This window comes from Mesorhizobium sp. CA16 (assembly GCF_020165175.1).
In the GTDB taxonomy this organism is placed as follows: Bacteria; Pseudomonadota; Alphaproteobacteria; order Rhizobiales; family Rhizobiaceae; genus Mesorhizobium.
Map to the genome: position 1 here is coordinate 40198 of NZ_JAIUHP010000001.1, position 18501 is coordinate 58698.

The 18501-nt window shown below is 63.6% G+C and carries 15 protein-coding genes; all 15 read left to right on the forward strand.

Translation table 11 applies throughout. The features are described 5' to 3' along the window. Positions 1-5: 5 nt before the first annotated feature. Positions 6-755, forward strand: coding sequence for an SDR family NAD(P)-dependent oxidoreductase (locus LB525_RS00215; protein WP_224542944.1), 750 nt, complete (start codon positions 6-8; stop codon positions 753-755). An 81-nt stretch (positions 756-836) separates the two neighbouring features. After that, on the forward strand, positions 837-1784 hold the full coding sequence (locus tag LB525_RS00220; RefSeq protein WP_224523045.1) for a LysR substrate-binding domain-containing protein: 948 nt from the start codon (positions 837-839) through the stop codon (positions 1782-1784). A gap of 88 nt (positions 1785-1872) precedes the next feature. Beyond that, entirely contained in the window at positions 1873-2907 is a 1035-nt protein-coding gene (locus tag LB525_RS00225; protein ID WP_224542945.1) for an amino acid ABC transporter substrate-binding protein, read from the forward strand. 84 nt (positions 2908-2991) lie between these two features. Then, the gene (locus LB525_RS00230) at positions 2992-4155 is read left to right on the forward strand and encodes an ABC transporter permease subunit (RefSeq protein ID WP_224542946.1); all 1164 of its coding nucleotides are present in this window, start codon (positions 2992-2994) and stop codon (positions 4153-4155) included. A gap of 11 nt (positions 4156-4166) precedes the next feature. Beyond that, complete coding sequence (locus tag LB525_RS00235; protein ID WP_224542947.1) at positions 4167-5240, forward strand: amino acid ABC transporter permease; 1074 nt, start codon at positions 4167-4169, stop codon at positions 5238-5240. 9 nt (positions 5241-5249) lie between these two features. Continuing rightward, a complete protein-coding gene (locus tag LB525_RS00240) occupies positions 5250-6005 on the forward strand; it encodes an amino acid ABC transporter ATP-binding protein (protein ID WP_224542948.1) in 756 nt (251 codons plus the stop codon). A 50-nt stretch (positions 6006-6055) separates the two neighbouring features. After that, positions 6056-7459: an FAD-binding oxidoreductase gene (locus LB525_RS00245; RefSeq protein ID WP_224542949.1), complete on the forward strand. Its 1404-nt coding sequence runs from the start codon at positions 6056-6058 to the stop codon at positions 7457-7459. 121 nt (positions 7460-7580) lie between these two features. Beyond that, complete coding sequence (locus LB525_RS00250) at positions 7581-9251, forward strand: thiamine pyrophosphate-binding protein (RefSeq protein WP_224542950.1); 1671 nt, start codon at positions 7581-7583, stop codon at positions 9249-9251. After that, positions 9248-11344, forward strand: coding sequence for a hydantoinase/oxoprolinase family protein (locus LB525_RS00255; RefSeq protein ID WP_224542951.1), 2097 nt, complete (start codon positions 9248-9250; stop codon positions 11342-11344). The genes LB525_RS00250 and LB525_RS00255 overlap by 4 nt, the downstream gene beginning before the upstream one ends. After that, positions 11341-12957, forward strand: a complete 1617-nt coding sequence (locus LB525_RS00260) for a hydantoinase B/oxoprolinase family protein (protein ID WP_224542952.1) — start codon at positions 11341-11343, stop codon at positions 12955-12957. The genes LB525_RS00255 and LB525_RS00260 overlap by 4 nt, the downstream gene beginning before the upstream one ends. Further along, complete coding sequence (locus LB525_RS00265; protein WP_224542953.1) at positions 12957-14159, forward strand: pyridoxal phosphate-dependent aminotransferase; 1203 nt, start codon at positions 12957-12959, stop codon at positions 14157-14159. Before LB525_RS00260 ends, LB525_RS00265 begins: the two co-directional genes overlap by 1 nt. A gap of 3 nt (positions 14160-14162) precedes the next feature. Further along, the gene (locus LB525_RS00270; RefSeq protein WP_224542954.1) at positions 14163-14975 is read left to right on the forward strand and encodes an NAD-dependent epimerase/dehydratase family protein; all 813 of its coding nucleotides are present in this window, start codon (positions 14163-14165) and stop codon (positions 14973-14975) included. 592 nt (positions 14976-15567) lie between these two features. Further along, positions 15568-16308 (forward strand): ATP-binding cassette domain-containing protein, encoded by a 741-nt coding sequence (locus tag LB525_RS00275; RefSeq protein WP_140839132.1) that lies wholly within the window; start codon positions 15568-15570, stop codon positions 16306-16308. Positions 16309-16363: 55 nt separating this feature from the next. Continuing rightward, on the forward strand, positions 16364-17425 hold the full coding sequence (locus LB525_RS00280; RefSeq protein WP_140839519.1) for an ABC transporter permease: 1062 nt from the start codon (positions 16364-16366) through the stop codon (positions 17423-17425). Between the two features lie 51 nt (positions 17426-17476). Then, on the forward strand, positions 17477-18481 hold the full coding sequence (locus LB525_RS00285) for a sugar-binding protein (RefSeq protein ID WP_140839134.1): 1005 nt from the start codon (positions 17477-17479) through the stop codon (positions 18479-18481). Positions 18482-18501 lie beyond the last annotated feature (20 nt).

An 18501-nucleotide genomic window follows, 5' to 3' on the forward strand; every position in this document is an offset into this window, starting at 1 on the left:
ACACGATGAAAGACCTTTCCGTTCTGATCGTTGGCGGCGGCGCAGGCCTCGGCGCTCTTCTCGCCCGCATGGCCGTGGAGGCCGGGGCGACAAAGATCGGTGTCATCGACATCAACCAGGAAGCAGCGCAGAGCGCGCTCGATCCGGCAAAGGCCAAGAGCCTGCCGACCGCAGCGGCGACTTGCGACATCCAGGTCGGCCCGCAGTGCCATGCCGCTTTCGACGCCATCGTTTCGAAGCTCGGCCGCATCGACACGCTGATCAATTGCGCCGCCATCTATCCGCGCCGTCCGCTGCTCGAAATCACGGACGCCGATTGGGACGCCTCCAACGGCATCAACATCAAGGGCACCTATCACATGATGGTGGCCGCGGTTCGCCACATGCAGGCGCAAGAGCCGAAAGCCCAAGTGCGTGGCCGCATCGTCAACCTGACATCTGTCGACGCTTTTAAGGCGCATCCGCAGAACGCCCATTACGCAGCGACGAAGGCAGCGGTCGTCAGCCTGACGCGGTCCTTTGCGCATTATGTCGCCAAGGACGGCATCCTGGTGAACTCCGTGGCACCGGCCGGTATGGCCACGGAGAAAGCGAAAGCGCTCGGCTTCCTCGAGGAATTGGCCAAGGCGAGCCCGCTCGGCCGCGGCGCCGAGCCGGCCGAAATCGCCGAATGGGTGCTCATGACCGGCGGACCCAAGAATACCTACATGACCGGCGAAAACGTCATTGTCTCAGGTGGTTACATCTACGCCTGAACCAACTTCATCAGCCCGGCCCGGCTGACATTCAGCAGTGCATGATCGACGGAGTCTCGAACGAAAGGAGGCGGAATTCCCATGACCGGCAAGCTTCGCCTCCCATCGCTCAATGCGCTGCGCGTTTTCCACGCCGTCGCGCAGCACAAGAGTTTTAGGCAGGCAGCCGACGAATTGCTGGTGACGCCGCAAGCGGTCGGGCAGCAGATCAAGCTCCTGGAGGACACGCTCCAGGTGACGCTGTTCGAGCGCAAGGGTCGTTCGATCGAGCTGACCGAATCCGCCATTTTGCTCTCGCACTACGTCAAGGCCGGCTTCGAGGAGTTTTCCGAAGGTGTCCGCCGCGTCACCAAGTCGAACTACCGCGACCGCATCAACCTCAATGCCAGCCCCTACTTCGCCACGCACTATTTGCTGCCCAGGCTCTCGCTCTTCCGCGAGATGCTGCCGGGCGCCGATCTGCGCCTGACGACGATGGTCGACCTGCCTGACTTCGGGCGCGACGACATCGATATGACCGTGCAGTGGGGCTACGGCAACTGGCCGGACTACGAAACCACGCTCTTGGTGCCGGATCCGAAGATCATTTGCTGCACGCCGGCGATCGGCGAAAAGATAAAGTCGGCGCACGATCTCACGAAGTTCACGCTGCTCGACACCGTCAAGTCGAAGCGCCTGTGGCCGGATATTCTGCGGCACCTTGGCGTCGAGCTGACGGATGGTGACCGCAGCATCAGCTTCGACGATGCCGCGACCATGCGTCGGGCGACCCTGCAAGGCATCGGCGTCGGCCTGGTTTCCGTGATCGATGCCGAGGAAGATTTCCGCTCCGGCGCGCTGGTAGCGCCGATCGGCCGCGACGCCATTGCCGATATGAAGCCGGAGGAAGTGCCTGGTTTCTACCTCGTCGTTCCGCGCGGGCATCTGCGCGTGAAGGCGGTGGCGGCGCTCCATCGGTGGCTGGCCCAGGAGGATTGGCGGAGCGACCTGAAACTCTCCTTGCCGAAACCGACCCCGCTTTCCGACTGAGAGGCGGCTTCGAGACCGAGTCCCGAAGACATCTTGCGGGGCTCCAACAACAAGAAACGGAACAACCTCAACAGTGGAGACAACAACTATGAAAATGATCAAATGGGGGGCCGCCGCCATGGCCCTGGGCCTCGCGCATCTGGCGGCGCCGGCTGAAGCCGCCGGCGGCAAGACGCTGGAGACCGTGAAGGCCCGCGGCGTGCTCAACTGCACCGGCCATGACGGCTCCTATCTCGGCTTCGCCGAAGTGGACGACAAGGGCAACTGGAAGGGCATGGACATCGACCTCTGCAAGGCGGTGGCGACCGCCGTGTTCGGCGATCCGGCGAAGCTGAAGGTCGTGCCGATCAGCTGGGCGCAGCGCTGGCCCTCGCTTCAGTCGGGCGATGTCGACATCATCATCAAGGCCTCGGGCGGCACGCTCAGCCGCGACACCGAGCTCGGCCTGCAATTCTCGATGTCCTACTATCTCGGCACCACCAAGGTGATGGCGCATAAGGAGCTCAACCTGAAATCGCTCAAGGATGCCAATGGCGGCACGATCTGCATTCCCGCCGGCACCTCGCAGGAACAGCAGGTCGCCGCCTACGCCCAGAAGCTCGGCATCAAGCTCGAGCCGGTGCTGATCGAAAAGACGGAAGAGTTGGAGCAGGCCTACTTCTCCGGCCGTTGCGATCTTTATGCGCAGTGGGGTCCGACATTGGCCATCGCCCGCATCGCCAAGAGCAAGGTCGAAGACCATGTCATCCTGCCCGACGTGCTCGCGGTAGAGCCGGAAGTCATGATCATGCGCCAGGGCGACGACAATTGGGTCGACATCGCTAACTGGACGCTGAGCACACTGATCTTCGCCGAGCAGGAAGGTATCACCTCCAAGAACGTCGACGAGATCAAGGCCAAGCCGACCTCGCCGCAGGTGGCGAAGTTCCTTGGCGTGACGCCCGGCATGGGCAAGGGCCTCGGACTCTCCGACGATTGGGCCTACAACGTGATCAAGAAGGTCGGCAATTACGGCGAGATCTTCGATCGCGACCTAGGCAAGGACTCGCCCTACAAGATGGATCGCGAGCTAACCAACCTCTGGAACAATGGCGGCGTCCTGTTCCCGCTGGTGATCGACTGATCCACGTCTGACGGTGTTACCGCTCAAGGCTCCCGCCTGGCTTCGGCCGGGCGGAGCCGGCGGCAATTCGAGAAGGATTGGTCAATGGTCAGCCTGCTGAGAAATCAGAAGGTCCGCAGCGCGCTGTTGCAGGTCGTCTATGTCGGTTCGCTTGCGGCCCTGGTGCTCGCAGGCATCATCATCGCGCGGCGGAATCTCGCGGAGCAAGGGATCACCTCGGGATTCGATTTCCTCTACAAGTCGACGGGCTGGGACGTGAACTTCTCGTTGCTGCCGGCCACGGCCAATGATCCCTATTGGTGGTTCTTCCTTATCGGCATCATCAACACGCTGTTCCTGGGCTGCACGGGGCTGATCCTGGCAACGCTAGTCGGGACGATCGTCGGCCTGGCGCGGACCTCGTCCAACGAACTGGCGCAATTGCTCGGCCGCACCTATGTCGACATCTTCCGCAACATCCCGCTGATCCTCCAGGTCTTCTTCTGGTACGCTTTGATCACGCACCTGCCGACGCCGCGCGCTGCGCACGAAGCCTGGGGCTTTCTGCTGACCAGCCGCGGCCTCTACGTGCCGGCGCCGAATGTCGGCGGGGTGGCAATGGCGCTGGCCACATCGGCCGTGATCGCCGCCATCGCGCTGCCGGTCTGGCTGGGCAGGACGTCACGGCTCAGCCAGCCGTTCGGCCAGCGTGCCACCATTCAGCTTGCCGGTGCTGCTGCGGCGCTGGCCTGCGCGGCCATCGTTTTGATGGTAGGACGTCTGCCTGACGCACCGCTGCTCGATTTCCCGGCCCTGGAAGGCCTCAACCTGAGGGGCGGCCTGCGCGTTCCGCCGGAATTCTCCGCCTTGGCTATCGCAATCGCCATCTATGGCGGCTCCTACATCGCAGAAATCGTGCGCGGCGGCTTCAAATCTGTCGGCATGGGCCAGATGGAAGCTGCACTCTCGCTCGGTTTGAGCCCATGGCGCGTCTTCACGCTGGTGCGTCTGCCGCTGGCGTTGCGGGCCATGCTGCCGATCCTTGCCAACCAGTATGTCTGGCTGATGAAGGCGACGACCATGGGCATTGCCGTCGGCTTCACCGACTTCTTCATGATCGTGGCGTTGACCATCAATCATTCCGGCCAGACCCTGGAAGTGATCGGCATCCTGATGGGAGGCTTCCTCGCCATCAATCTCAGCCTCGCCGCCGTCTTCAACCGCATCAACAAGGCCATTGCCCTCAAGGGCAATCAACTGAGGGGATGACAGAGATGGAGATGGTCATTGTCGCCCCCCCTGCCCCGGGCAGGCTCGAAGACCTGAAGCGCCGCTTCTTCGCGACGCCGCTCCAGGCGCTGCTGTCGCTGATCTCCCTGGCGATCATGGTCTCTATCGTCTGGAAACTGCTCAACTGGGCAGTCTTTTCTGCCGTGTTCTCGACCAGCGGTGGACCCGATGCGTGCCAGGCGGCGGCGGGAGCCTGCTGGTCGGTCATCGCTGCCCGGTGGCGGATCATCCTGTTCGGCCTCTATCCCTTCGAGGAGCAATGGCGCTCCGCGCTCGCCTGCCTGACCGTGGTGGTGATGACGGTGCTGAGCTGTATTCCGGCCTTCTGGACCGGACGCCGGATCGCGCTGGTGTGGGGAGCAGGAGCAGCGTCGTACTACGTGCTGATGAAAGGCGGCGTGCTCGGCCTTTCCTATGTCGGCGAGGAAGCCTGGGGCGGGCTGGCGCTCACCCTCTTCATCTTCGTGACCACCTGTCTGATCGGCTTCCCGCTGGCGGTCTGCCTGGCGCTGCTGCGCCGCTCCGAGCTGCCATGGATATCCAGGACCACCGGTCTCATCATCGATGGGGTCCGGTCGTTGCCGCTGATCTCGATCCTGTTCACCTTCGCCATCGTCCTGCCTTTCGCCTTGCCGCAGTGGCTGGCGGGCGACAAGCTCTACCGGGTGATCCTGGGTTCCGCCTTGTTCTTCTCCGCCTATCAGGCCGAGATCGTCAGAGGCGGCATGCAGGGCGTCCCGGCCGGGCAGGAAGAAGCCGCCATGGCGCTCGGCATGAGCTATTGGCAGCGTATCGGCCGCGTCCTTCTGCCGCAGGCGATGCGCAACGCGCTGCCGGCCACGATCAACCAGTTCGTCATCTCGTTCAAGGAGACCTCGCTGGTGGTCATCGTCGGCTTCTTCGAGATCCTGGCCTCCGGCAACGCCGCCTATGGCACCGGCGAATGGCGCTTCGCCTATGTCGAGGTCTATGCCTTCATTGCCTTCATCTATTTCGTCTTCGTCTTCAGCCTGTCCCGCTACGGCGCTTACCTCGAGCGCCGCATGGCGGTCGGCGAGCGGTAGGAGGCGCGCATGGATTCCACGCTCCCGTCCGGCCCGGCCGTGCATATCGAAGGCCTCGACAAACATTACGGGTCGTTCCACGCGCTGCGAAAGATAAACCTCTCCGTCGGGCGCGGCGAAAGGATCGTCATCTGCGGTCCGTCAGGCTCCGGCAAATCCACCCTGATCCGCTGCATCAACCGGCTCGAACAGCATGACGGCGGCCGCATCGCCGTGCTCGGCACCGAGCTCAACGACGACGTCGGCAATATCGACGGGATCAGGCGCGAAGTCGGCATGGTGTTCCAGCACTTCAATCTGTTCCCGCACATGACGGTGCTGGAGAACTGCATGATCGCGCCAATGATCGTCCGCAAGCGGCCGCGCGCGGAAGCCGAGACGACGGCCAGGCGCTTTCTGGAGAAGGTGCGAATCCCTGAGCAGGCGATGAAGTTTCCGAGCCAGCTTTCCGGCGGCCAGCAGCAGCGCGTCGCGATCGCCCGCGCGCTCTGCATGCAGCCGCAGATCATGCTGTTCGACGAGCCGACCTCGGCGCTCGACCCGGAGATGATCGCCGAGGTGCTGGATGTCATGGTGACGCTCGCTTCCGAAGGCATGACGATGATCTGCGTGACCCACGAAATGGGCTTCGCCCGTCGCGTCGCCGACCGGGTCATCTTCATGGACGGCGGCGAGATCGTCGAAGAGGCGCCGCCGGAGGTGTTCTTCACGTCCTCCCGAAACGAGCGAACCCGTCAGTTCCTGTCGCAGGTGCTGGGTCATTGAACAGCATCCCGGGAGATGCAACGTTCGCGCGCACATCAGCAGGAATTTCAATGACCGATCCTATAGTCGCCCTGCGCGGGATACTCGGACCGAAAGGCTGGCTTTCGGGCGATGATGCCCAACCTTACCAGCGCGATTGGCTCAACCGCTACGGCGTCCGGCCCGTGGGCATCGCCCGCCCCGCCAACACCGCGGAGGTGGCCGCGGTCATCAAGGCTTGCCGGCAGGCAGGATTGGCAGTCGTGCCGCAAGGCGGCAATACCGGCCTGTGTGGTGGGGCCGTCGCCGAGCAGCCCGACGCGGTGATCGTCTCGCTGTCGCGCATGACCGCAATCGGCGAGCCGGATCCGGAGAGCGGCTCGATCGCGGTTGAGGCAGGCGTCGTGCTCGCCGCGCTGCACGAGGCACTGGAGCCGCATGGCCTGATGTTCCCGATGCATCTTGGGGCCGAAGGCAGCGCCAGGATCGGCGGTCTGATCGGCACCAATGCCGGCGGCAGCCAGGCCTTCCGCTTCGGCATGATGCAGGATCTGGTCCTCGGCCTCGAGGTCGTCATGGCGGACGGCACGGTGTGGGACGGAATGCGCGCGGTACAGAAGGACAATGCAGGCTATCAGCTGCGCAAGCTGTTCTGCGGTTCGGAAGGCACGCTCGGCATCGTGACGCGAGCAATCCTCAGGCTCTATCCCTCGCCAAAGCAGCGGGCGAGCGCCCTCCTGGTGATGTCCGACTTCGCCGCCGCCGTGTCGTTCGGCGCGTTTCTGCGTGGCGAGGCCGGAGAGTTCCTTACCGGCCTTGAATTCTTTTCGGATGTCGGCCTGACGCTCGCGCTCAAGCATCTTCCAGACCTCGCCTATCAGCTGGAGACGCGGGGCGACGTCTATCTGCTCGTCGAGATGGCGTCGGGCTCGACGCGCGTTGCCCTCGACGACATCCTGGGTTCGGCGCTGGAATGGGGCATGGAGCAAGGCCTGGTCGTCGATGGCGCACTGGCCAATTCGGGCGCGCAGCGGGCGCAGTTCTGGCGCCTGCGCGAGGAGCAGCCGGAAGGCCAGCGGCTGGAGGGCGAGCAGCTCAAGCACGACATCTCCGTGCCGCCGGGCGCGATCGCGCGCTTCATCGAGGCGGGCGCGAAACTATGCCACGAGATTCTTCCGGGCGTGCGGGTCAACCCGTTCGGCCATCTCGGCGACGGCAACATCCACTACAATCTGTCGCCGCCGGCGGGCCGCGCCGATTTCGATGGGAAAGCCGCGGTATTCGCTGAGGCGCTGGCCGCTTCAGCCACCGACATGGGCGGGAGCTTCGCCGCCGAGCATGGGCTCGGCCGCGCCAAGATCGCCATGGCCGACCGGAACAGAAGTCCGGTGGAGCGGGAGCTCATGGCACGGCTGAAGGATGCATTCGACCCGTCGGGCATGATGAACCCCAGTGTTTTGGTGCGGATTGCATAGCGAAAGAAAAACTTTCGTATGGATCGCATTTCTTGATTTCGCGTCGACCGGCCGCAGTGCAGGTATAAATCCGAAAGGCAGGCTCGGTCCGCTTGCCACCGGCTTAAGAGGATGTCGAAGCATGGCCCGCAATGGCGGTCGCCTTCTTGTCGAATGCCTGATCGCCTTGGGCGCGACCAAGAGCTTTGGCGTGCCCGGCGAAAGCTATCTCGCCGTTCTCGACGCGCTGCACGACACCAAGGGGAGGCTGGACTATGTGCTTTGCCGCAATGAAGGCGGCGCGGCGTTCATGGCCTCGGCCTACGGCAAGCTGACGGGATCGCCCGGCATCTGCTTAGTGACCCGCGGCCCAGGCGTGACCAATGCCAGCATCGGCATCCACACCGCGATGCAGGATAGTTCGCCGATGATCCTCTTCGTCGGTCAGGTCGGCACCGATATGAAGGGCCGCGAGGCCTTCCAGGAGATCGACTACCGCGCCGTCTACGGCACCGTCGCCAAATGGGCGGTCGAGATCGACGACGTTGAGCGTCTGCCTGAAATCTTGGCGCGCGCCTGGACCACCGCCGTGACCGGCCGGCCCGGCCCCGTCGTCGTCGCGCTGCCCGAAGACATGCTGACGACCTCGACCGAGGCCGCGCCGCTCAGCGGCCCTGCTTCGATTTTCGAAGCCGCTCCGTCGCAGGATGCCCTTTCGTCGGCGCTTGAGATGCTGGCTGCGGCCGAGAGGCCGGTGCTGCTGATAGGCGGGGCCAACTGGACGACAAATGGACGCGCCGCGCTCCAGGCCTTCGCCGAGGCTTCCGACATCCCCGTCATTGCCGCCTTCCGCTACCAGGACCAGTTCGACAACCATTCGCCAGTCTTCGTTGGCGAAGCCGGCGTCGGCATGGTGGCGCATGTCAAGACGCTGATCCGCGATGCTGACGTGATCTTGGCTGTCAATGTCCGCTTCGGCGAGATGACGACCGACGGCTACACGCTGCTCGACGTTCCGGTGCCGCGCCAGAAGCTGATCCATGTGCACGGCTCCGACCGCGAAATCGGCAAGATCTACGTGCCCGCGATCGGCGTCCATGCCGGCCCGAACGCTTTCGCCAAGGCGCTGACGCCGGTGAAAGGTGGCTGGGCCAACTGGCGCGCGGCGGCGCGCAAGGCCTATGAAGCCACATTCGCGGCACCCGTCCAGCCCGGCCCGGTCGACATGGTCACGGTCACCGCCTGGTTGCGCGAGACCTTGCCGGCCGACGTCATCCTCACCAACGGCGCCGGCAATTTCACGGTGTGGCCGAACAAGTTCTTCAAGTTCGGGCCGGACGCGCGGCTGCTTGCCCCGCAGTCTGGCGCCATGGGCTATGGCCTGCCTGCTGCCATCGCCGCGAAAGTCGCGTTTCCGCAGCGCACCGTCGTATGCTTTGCCGGCGACGGCGACTTCCAGATGAACTGCCAGGAGCTCGGCACGGCTATGCAGGCCGGCGCGCAGCCAATCGTGCTCATCATCAACAACGGCATATACGGCACGATCCGCGCGCATCAGGAACGCAACTATCCGGCCCGCGTCTCCGGCACCTCGCTGGAAAACCCGGACTTCGTGGCGCTGGCAAGGGCCTATGGTTTTCACGCCGAGCGCGTCGAAAGCACCGGGCATTTCGCGGCGGCGTTCCGGCGGGCCCAGCAGTCTGCGACCGGCGCCGTTCTCGACATCGCCATCTCGCCCGAAGCGCTCACGCCCCGGCAGACCCTATCCCAGATGCGCGACGCAGCACTCGCTTCGCAGAAGGCCAAGGCATGACCTCCAGATCAGACGACATCCGTCTCGGCGCGGACATTGGCGGCACCTTCACCGACATCGCGCTCGATGTCAGGGGAACGATGTTTTCGACCAAGGTGCTGACCAATTATTCGGCGCCCGAGCAGGCGATCCTCGACGGTATTGAGGTGGTGATCCGCGATGCCGGAATTTCGGCAGCCGAGATAGGCATCATCATCCACGGCACCACGCTCGCCACCAATGCGCTGATCGAGCGGCGCGGCGCCAGGACCGCACTGGTCACGACCGAAGGTTTTCGCGATGTGATCGAGATGCGGACGGAGAACCGGTTCGAGCAGTATGATCTGAACCTGCAGCTGCCGACACCGCTGATCCCGCGTGAAGATCGTTTCACCGTCAAGGGCCGCATCGGCGCCGAGGGCCAGGAACTGCAGCCGCTCGACGAAGCGGCGCTGGAAGCAATCGCCGAGCGGATCTTGGCCGGCAATTTCGGCTCGGTGGCGATCGGCTTCATCCACGCTTACGCCAACCCCGACCACGAGCGCCGGACGCGCCAGATCCTCGCTCGCAAGCTCACCATCCCGATCTCGATCAGCGCCGAGGTCTCGCCGCAGATGCGCGAGTTCGAGCGCTTCAACACGGTCTGCGCCAACGCCTATGTGCGGCCGCAGATGGCCGACTATCTCGCCCGCCTGCAGACGCGCCTCAAGGACATGGGCGCCGAGTGCCCGGTCTTCATGATCCATTCCGGCGGCGGCCTGATCTCGGTGGAAACTGCTTCTGAATTCCCTGTCCGGCTGGTCGAGTCCGGTCCCGCGGGCGGCGCCATTTTTGCCGCCGACATCGCTCGGCGCTTCGGCCTGGAGAAGGTCGTCTCCTATGACATGGGCGGAACCACCGCCAAGATCTGCCTGATCGAGGATTTTGCGCCGCGCACGGCGAGAACCTTCGAAGTGGCGCGCACCTATCGCTTCTCCAAGGGCTCCGGCATGCCGATCTCGATCCCCGTGATCGAGATGATCGAGATCGGCGCCGGCGGCGGCTCGATCGCGTGGGTGGACGCTATGGGCCGTATCCAGACCGGGCCGGAAAGCGCGGGCTCGGAACCCGGCCCGGCCTGCTACGGCCGCGGCGGCAAACGCCCGGCGATCACCGACGCCGACCTGGTGCTCGGCAAGCTTGATCCGCACAATTTCGCCGGCGGCGCGATCAAGCTCGACATCTCCGCTTCCGAGCAGGCGATCCTGCGCGATGTCGGCGAGCGCCTGTCGCTGAATGCCATGTCGACCGCCTTCGGCATCTGCGAGGTGGTGGACGAGAACATGGCCAACGCCGCCCGCGTACACGCCGTTGAGAACGGCAAGAACATTTCCGACAATCTGATGATCGCCTTTGGCGGCGCAGCGCCTCTGCATGCGGCAAGGCTTTGCGAAAAGCTCGGCATCGATCAGTGCATCGTGCCGCGCGGCGCCGGCGTTGGATCGGCGATCGGTTTCCTCAAGGCGCCGTTCGGCTACGAGGCGCTGGCCTCGAAACTGACGCGCCTTTCGCGCTTCAAGCCGGCCGAAGTCAACGCCCTGCTCTCCGATCTCAAAGCCTCCGCCGAAGGCTTTGTCCGCACCGGCGCCAGTGGCCAGATCGTCTGCGAGATCACCGCCTTCATGCGCTATGCCGGCCAGGGCTGGGAAATCCCCGTGCCGGTATCGGACGAGCCGTTCGGCGACGATGCGGCCGCCAGGCTCAAGGCGCTGTTCGAGACCAGCTATCAGCGCTTCTTCGGCCGCGCCATCGACGGGCTCGACGGGCTGGAGATTGAGATCGTCACCTGGTCGGTGAAGGCGACCGATATTCGTCCGGCCGGCACCAGGCACGAGCTCACCGCAGGCAAGAAGACCAGCCAACCGACGACGACCCGCGCGGTCTTCGATCCGGCAACGGGGGCGCCGCAGAGCTACGGCATCGTCGAACGCGAGGCGCTGTGCCCCGGCGATCGCATCGCTGGCCCGGCCGTCATCGTCGAGCGCGAGACATCGACCGTTGTCACCACCAGCTTCGACGCCGTCATCCAGAGCGACGGCGCGATCCTCCTGACCCGCAAAGGCAGCCAGGCATGAGCGATATTGGCGAAATCCGCATGCAGGTCATGTGGAACCGGTTGATCTCGGTGGTCGAGGAGCAGGCGCTCACGCTTTTGCGCACCGCCTTCTCGACCTCGGTGCGCGAATCCGGCGACCTGTCGGCCGGCGTGTTCGATCCGCGCGGCCAAATGCTGGCGCAGGCGGTGACCGGCACGCCCGGCCACGTCAACACCATGGCCGAAGCCGTGCTGCATTTCATGAACGAGATCCCGCGCGATCAAATGTTCGAGGGCGACACTTACGTCACCAACGATCCCTGGCTCGGCACCGGCCACCTGCACGACATCACCATGGTCTCGCCGTCCTTCCTCAATGGCAAGCTCGTCGCCTTCTTCGCCTGTACCGCACATGTCGTCGATGTCGGCGGCCGCGGCTTCGGCGCCGACGGCAAATCGGTCTATGAGGAAGGCATCCAGATCCCGATCATGAAGTTTGCCGAGAAGGGCAAGGTCAACCTTGACTTGGTCCGCATCCTGCGCGCCAATGTCCGCGAGCCCAACCAGGTCGTCGGCGATTTCTATTCGCTTGCAGCCTGCAACGAGGTCGGCCATCGCCGCCTCGTCGACATGATGAAGGAGATCGGCCTCACCTCGCTCGACGGGCTCGGCGACTTCATCTTCTCGCGCACCCGCGACGCGATGCTCGAACGCATCGAGGCGCTGCCCAAGGGAAGCTGGTCGAACGAGCTGGTGACCGACGGTTATGACGAGCCGATCAAGCTTGCGGCCACCGTCTCGGTCCGCGACGACCATGTCGAGGTCGATTTCACCGGCACAGATCCGATGAGCCGCTGGGGCATCAACTGCCCGATCATCTACAGCAAGGCCTATGCCTGCTATGCGCTGAAATGCATGGTGGCGCCCGACATCCCGAACAACGCCGCCTCGCTTGCCTTCTTCACCGTATCGTCACCGGTCAACATCCTGAACGCCGTGCGACCGGCGCCGGTGGCCCTCAGGCATATTTTCGGCCACATGGTCCCCGATCTGGTGCTGGGCGCCTTCGCCAAGGCGCTGCCTGGCAAGATCCTCGCTGAAGGCGCCGGTGCTCTCTGGAACATCCACATTTCTGCGCGTCCTGTCGCAGGCGCGTCCGGTCGCCGGGCGGAAGTGCTGATGTTCAACTCCGGCGGCATGGGCGCACGCCCCGGGCTAGACGGCTTGTCGGCGACAGCCTTCCCGTCCGGCGTCCACACCATGCCGATCGAGGCCACCGAGCATACCGGCCCGATCGTCATCTGGCGCAAGGAGCTGCGGCCGAACTCCGGCGGCGACGGCGAATTCCGCGGCGGCCTCGGCCAGATCATCGAGATCGCAGCGACCGACGGCCACGAATTCGACTTCTCGGCCATGTTTGACCGCGTCAATCATCCGGCCCACGGCCGTAACGGCGGCAAGCCGGGCACTGCCGGCGTGGTCAAGCTCGACGATGGCACCAGGATGCGGCCCAAGGGCTGGCAGCATGTGCCGGCGGGACGCCGGCTGATCCTCGAACTGCCAGGCGGCGGCGGCTATGGCGATCCGGCCAAACGCCGTGCGGCCGCACGAGCCAATGATCGGTCCAAGGGTTACATCACGGAGAACGACTGATGAGCTATATTGCCTCGCGCCTTTCGGTGGTGAAGCCTTCGGCCTCGATGGCCGCTTCGCAGGCCGCCAAGGCGCTACGCGCCAGGGGTGTGGACGTGATCGATCTCGGCCTGGGCGAGCCCGACTTTCCGACGCCCCTCCACATCATCGATGCCGCGCATTTCGCAGCGAAAGCGGGACAAACCCTCTACACCGCCGCTGCCGGCACGGCCGAGGTGCGCCAGGCTGTGGCCGGCAAATTCCGACGCGAGAACGGCCTGGACTACACGGCCGATGACATCGTGGTGGCCAACGGCGCCAAGCAGATCATCTTCAACGCGCTGATGGCAACGCTGGACACGGGCGACGAAGCAATCCTGCCGGCGCCCTACTTCGTCTCCTATCCCGAAATGGTGAAGCTGCTCGGCGGCACGCCGGTCGTCGTCGAATGCCCGGAGACCACCGGTTTCCGGCTGACGCCAGCGCTCTTGGAAAAGGCAATCACGCCGAGGACGAAATGGCTCTTCCTCAACATGCCGGGTAATCCATCCGGCGCGGTCTATTCGGAGTCGGATTTGCGCGCACTCGGCGCCATTTTAGCCATGCACCCGCAAGTGCTCGTCCTCTCCGACGAGATCTACGAGCACATCCTGTTCGACGGGCGCGAGTTCGTTTCCTTCGGCAAGGCCTGCCCCGAGCTCAAGGACCGCACGCTGATCGTCAACGGCGTCTCGAAATCCTACGCGATGACCGGGTGGCGCGTCGGTTACGCGGCGGCACCCGCGCCGCTCGTCAAGGCGATGTCGACGATCCAGAGCCAGTCCTGCACCTCGGTGTGCTCGATCGCGCAGGCCGCGACCGTAGCCGCGCTCAACGGTCCGCAGGACGAAGTCGCGCGCTTCCGCCAGGCTTTCGAGAGGCGCCGCGATCTGGTCGTCAACGGCATCAGGAAGATCAACGGGCTGACGCTGTCGCCGCCGGAAGGTGCCTTCTATGCCTATATCGGCTGCGCCAGCCTGATCGGCCGCAAGACCCCGAAGGGCATCGTGCTGGAAGACGATACCGCGGTTGCGAATTACCTGCTGAGTGAAGGCCGGGTAGCGTCGGTGCCCGGTGTCGCCTACGGACTGTCACCCTATTTCCGCATCTCGACCGCGACCAGCGAAGAGGTGCTGGCCGAGGCGATCTCGCGGATCAATACCGCCGTCTCGCAAGTGGAGTAAACGATGCCGCATTACGAACGTATCCTGATCACCGGCGCCGCCGGCCGGCTTGGATCGGAGCTGCGCAAGGGGCTGGTGCCGCTGGCCAAGACGATTCGCCTGGCGGGGCGCCACCCGTTCGGCGATCTCGCGCCTCACGAAGAGGAAGCGGTTTTCGATCTCGCCGACATGGAAGCCACGATCGCGGCGACCAAGGACTGCGACGCGATCGTGCATTTCGGCGGCGCGCCGCTCGAATGCGAATGGCAGACCATCCTCGATTCCAGCATCCGGGGCTCCTACCACATTTACGAAGGCGCGCGGAAACACGGCGTGAAGCGTGTCATCTATGCCTCATCGGTGCATGCCATCGGCTATCACGAGGTCGAGGCGCATATCGGTGTCGACGCGCCGGTGCGTCCCGACAGCCTCTACGGCGTGTCGAAAAACTTTGTCGAGAGTCTCAGCCGGCTCTATTGGGACAAGTTCGGCATCGAGACGGTATGCCTGCGCATCTTCTCGTCCTTCCCTGAACCGGCCGACCGCCGCATGCTGTGGTCGTACCTCTCCTTCGCCGATTGCGTGCGTCTGGTCGAGGCATCGCTGACCGCGCCGCGCGTCGGCCACACCATCTCTTACGGCATTTCCGACAACAAGCTGAAGATGGTCGACAACAGCGGCGCGAACCATCTGGGATTTATCCCACAGGACAGCGCCGAGCCATTCCGCGCCGCTGTCGAGGCGAAGACGCCGGTTCCCGATCCGAAAAGACCGTCAGTGAAATATCTCGGCGGCTGGTTCTGCGAGCTCGGCCATCCGGACGACAAGCCGTCCTGAGGGTCGATCCGCAGGGCGCACGCATCCGTCTCCGCGTCACCAGTAGGGAGGCGCCGAACCAAGCGCACTGAGGGTGGCGGATTCGATTTCGCCTCGTCTGCCTCTGGCGTACGACATCCGGCATTTTCACCCTGCGATGCCCGCTTCCGGGCGAAGGCAAAAAGCGCTGCTTGAATGGCCGACATCAGGCGCAAGGCTGGGCGCCAAACTCAGGCAGCCGTTGTAAACTGCTCCTTCGATCTTCGAGATAAGAAAAGGCGAGCAGATTGAAGACGTGCTCGTCTTCGGCGCTATAAGGGACACATCGGCCGACGTCTACGAGTCCGCGCCTTGTCGCCCGAAAGCCGGATTGCCATCGGTTGCGCTATTCTCAACGGCATGCTGGCCGGTGCACGCCCGGAGTCCGTTCGTTGCGCACAAAGCAGAGTCGAGCCGGCGGTATCAAAGATCCTATTGCGCCGCAAGTCGCACCCTTGCTCCAACGCCCCCCGAAATCCTGATCTAATAATGATTGTGTTGAATGCGTTTCGCTGATTAGCTGTCTTGCATAAGTCCGGGATAAGGTTGGCAATGTTGTCCGGGGAGGACCGCGATGCCGGTGCTTGAAGTTCGCCATGTTTCCAAGAACTTTGGAGCCATCCAGGCCCTGACCGACGTCAGCTTCCAGGTAGAGCGGGGCGAAGTCGTGGGTCTCATGGGGGACAACGGCGCCGGCAAGTCGACGATAGTCAAGACAGTGGCCGGGAACTTCCCGCCGAACGACGGCGAAATCGTAGTGGACGGCGAGGTTTGTCAATTCCACAAACCCGTCCAGGCGCGTGCCAAAGGAATCGAAGTCGTCTATCAGGACCTGGCGCTCGCCGACAATCTAACGGCCGCGCAGAACGTCTTTCTTGGCCGTGAGATCAAGAAGGGCTTCTGGCCGATCAGGGTGCTCAATAAGCAGGCGATGATCGACCGCTCGGCAGCGCTGTTCGAAGAACTCAAATCGGAAACCCGACCGCGCGACCTGGTCAGGAAGATGTCGGGTGGGCAGCGCCAAGCGGTAGCCATCGCACGAACCCGGCTTTCGAACGCCAAGCTGGTGTTGATGGACGAGCCGACCGCCGCAATCTCCGTACGCCAGGTGGCGGAAGTGCTCGAACTGATCCGACGCCTCAAGGCGCAAGGGGTCGGGGTCATGTTGATCAGCCACCGCATGCCTGACGTTTTCGCCGTCGCAGATCGTATCATCGTGCTGAGGCGAGGTTCGAAGGTTGCCGACAAGCAGGTCGACAACACCTCGCCCGAGGAAATCACCGGACTAATAACGGGGGCCATCCGTGGCGAATAGTGCTCGGCAGTCGGTTAGCGTCAGGGAGTCGCTCGTGGAAACCAGCCGCCCGGCCATGGCGGACTTCATCCCGACCAAGGAGAAGACGGCACTGCAGCGTGTGGTTTCAAGTCAGCCATTCTGGGTGACAATCGCGCTCATTGCTCTCGTCATGTTGATGACGGCCATCGAGCCGAGCTTCGGCACCTCCGAAAACGTCGCCAACGTCACGCGCAACTTCGCACCTTTCGGCCTCATGGCGCTCGGCATGACGGTGGTGATCATCACCGGTGGCATCGATCTGTCGGTTGGCTCGATCATGGGCCTGGTGGCCATTGTCGCCGGCCTGTTCCTGACCTGGCACTATCCTTGGTACGTCGCCTTCGCCATCGGCCTTTTCTCCGGTCTGGCCTGCGGCGCGGTCAACGGGTTCTTTGTTGCTTATGTCGGAATGCCGTCCTTCGTGGTCACCCTCGGGATGCTGTCCGTGGCGCGTTCGCTGGCGGTCGTGTTCTCGGCCAACCAGATGCTCTACCAGTTCGGGCCCGATGCTCCGATCGTGAAGGCGATCGGTCAGGCGAGATGGCCGCTGCATGGGCCGCAGGACTGGGCACCCCACTGGATACCGGGACTGTCATCGCAGTTTTGGACTATGGTGATTCTGGCCCTGATCGTCGGCTTCGTGTTCAATTTCACCGCCTGGGCCCGGCATCTCTTCGCCATCGGTGGTAACGAGGAGGCCGCCCGGCTTACCGGCGTGCCGGTCGACTGGATCAAATTCCAGGCCTATGTCTTCTCGGCTTTCACCGCCTCGCTCGCCTCGCTGCTGCTGCTTGGTTACAACGGCTCGGCCATCAACGCCATGGGCCAAGGTTATGAGCTGCGCGTGATCGCCGCGACAGTCATTGGGGGAGCCAGCCTCATGGGCGGCGCCGGCACGGCGTTCGGCGCGATAATCGGTTCGGCCTTCCTCGAGGTGATCAGGAATGCACTGCTGATGGCCGGCATCGATTCAAATTGGCAGGGTGCCTTCGTGGGCGCCTTCATCGTTCTTGCGGTTCTTTTGGGCATGCAAACCGGCGGCAGATCGATGCTCGCAGCGTCGCTGGCAGCCTTGATGCCCAAACGAAGCCGTTAGAAACCCGCCGGCGGGAGGCCTGCGGGATCACACCAAGGAGGAGAACGTCCCATGAAAAAACATCTGTTGACGGCGGCCGTGGCGCTTGGCGCAATGGTGCTCGCCGTTTCCGGCGCCCAGGCGAAATACACCTTCGCCCTGGTGCCGAAGAACATGAACAATCCTTTCTTCGACCAGGCACGCGACGGCTGCAAGAAAGCCGAAGCCGAATCGAATGGGGCCCTGGAGTGCATGTATATTGGCCCCGGAGAGCATGGCGGCGGCGACGAGCAGGTACAGATCGTGCAGGACCTCGTTGCCAAGAAGGTGGACGGCATCGCCGTGTCGCCATCGAATGCCGCGGCGATGGCAGTCGCGCTGCAGGCCGCCAAGGAAGCCGGCATCCCGGTCCTCACCTGGGATTCCGACCTCCTGCCCGAGAACAAGGATCTTCGCGCCGCCTATATCGGGACCCACAATTATGAGATCGGCGTGAACCTTGCCAAGCTTGCCATGCAGATTAAGCCCAAGGGCGGCACGATCTGTATCCAGTCGGGCGGCGCGGCGGCGGCCAACCACAACGAGCGCATGCAGGGCATTCGCGATACGCTTTCGGGCACCAAATCGGCAGCCTCGCCCGGGGATCGGCTGACGGGCCAGAATGGCTGGACCGAAATCGAAGGCTGTCCGCTCTATACCAACGATGATTTCCCGCTTTCGGTGCAGCAATTCGAGGACATCATGGGGAAAAACCCGAACCTCGACGCATTCATCCCAACGGGTGGCTTCCCGCAGTTCATCCCAGATGCCAACCGAGCCGCGGTAGCCCCGTACAAGGACAAGATCGCCTCGAAGGCCCTGGCCCTTGTCGTCGCCGACACGCTTCCCGTCCAGATCGATCAGATGAAGGAAGGTCTCTCCCTTGGCCAGGTCGGCCAGCGGCCGTTCGAAATGGGCTACAAGACGATGATGGCATTGAAGGATATGAAGGACGGCAAGGCTCCGCCGGCTGACCCGACCTACACCGGCCTCGACGTCTGCACTCCGCAGACGGCGGATACCTGCGTCGCCAAATAGGGTTTTTTGGGCGGGAGGTA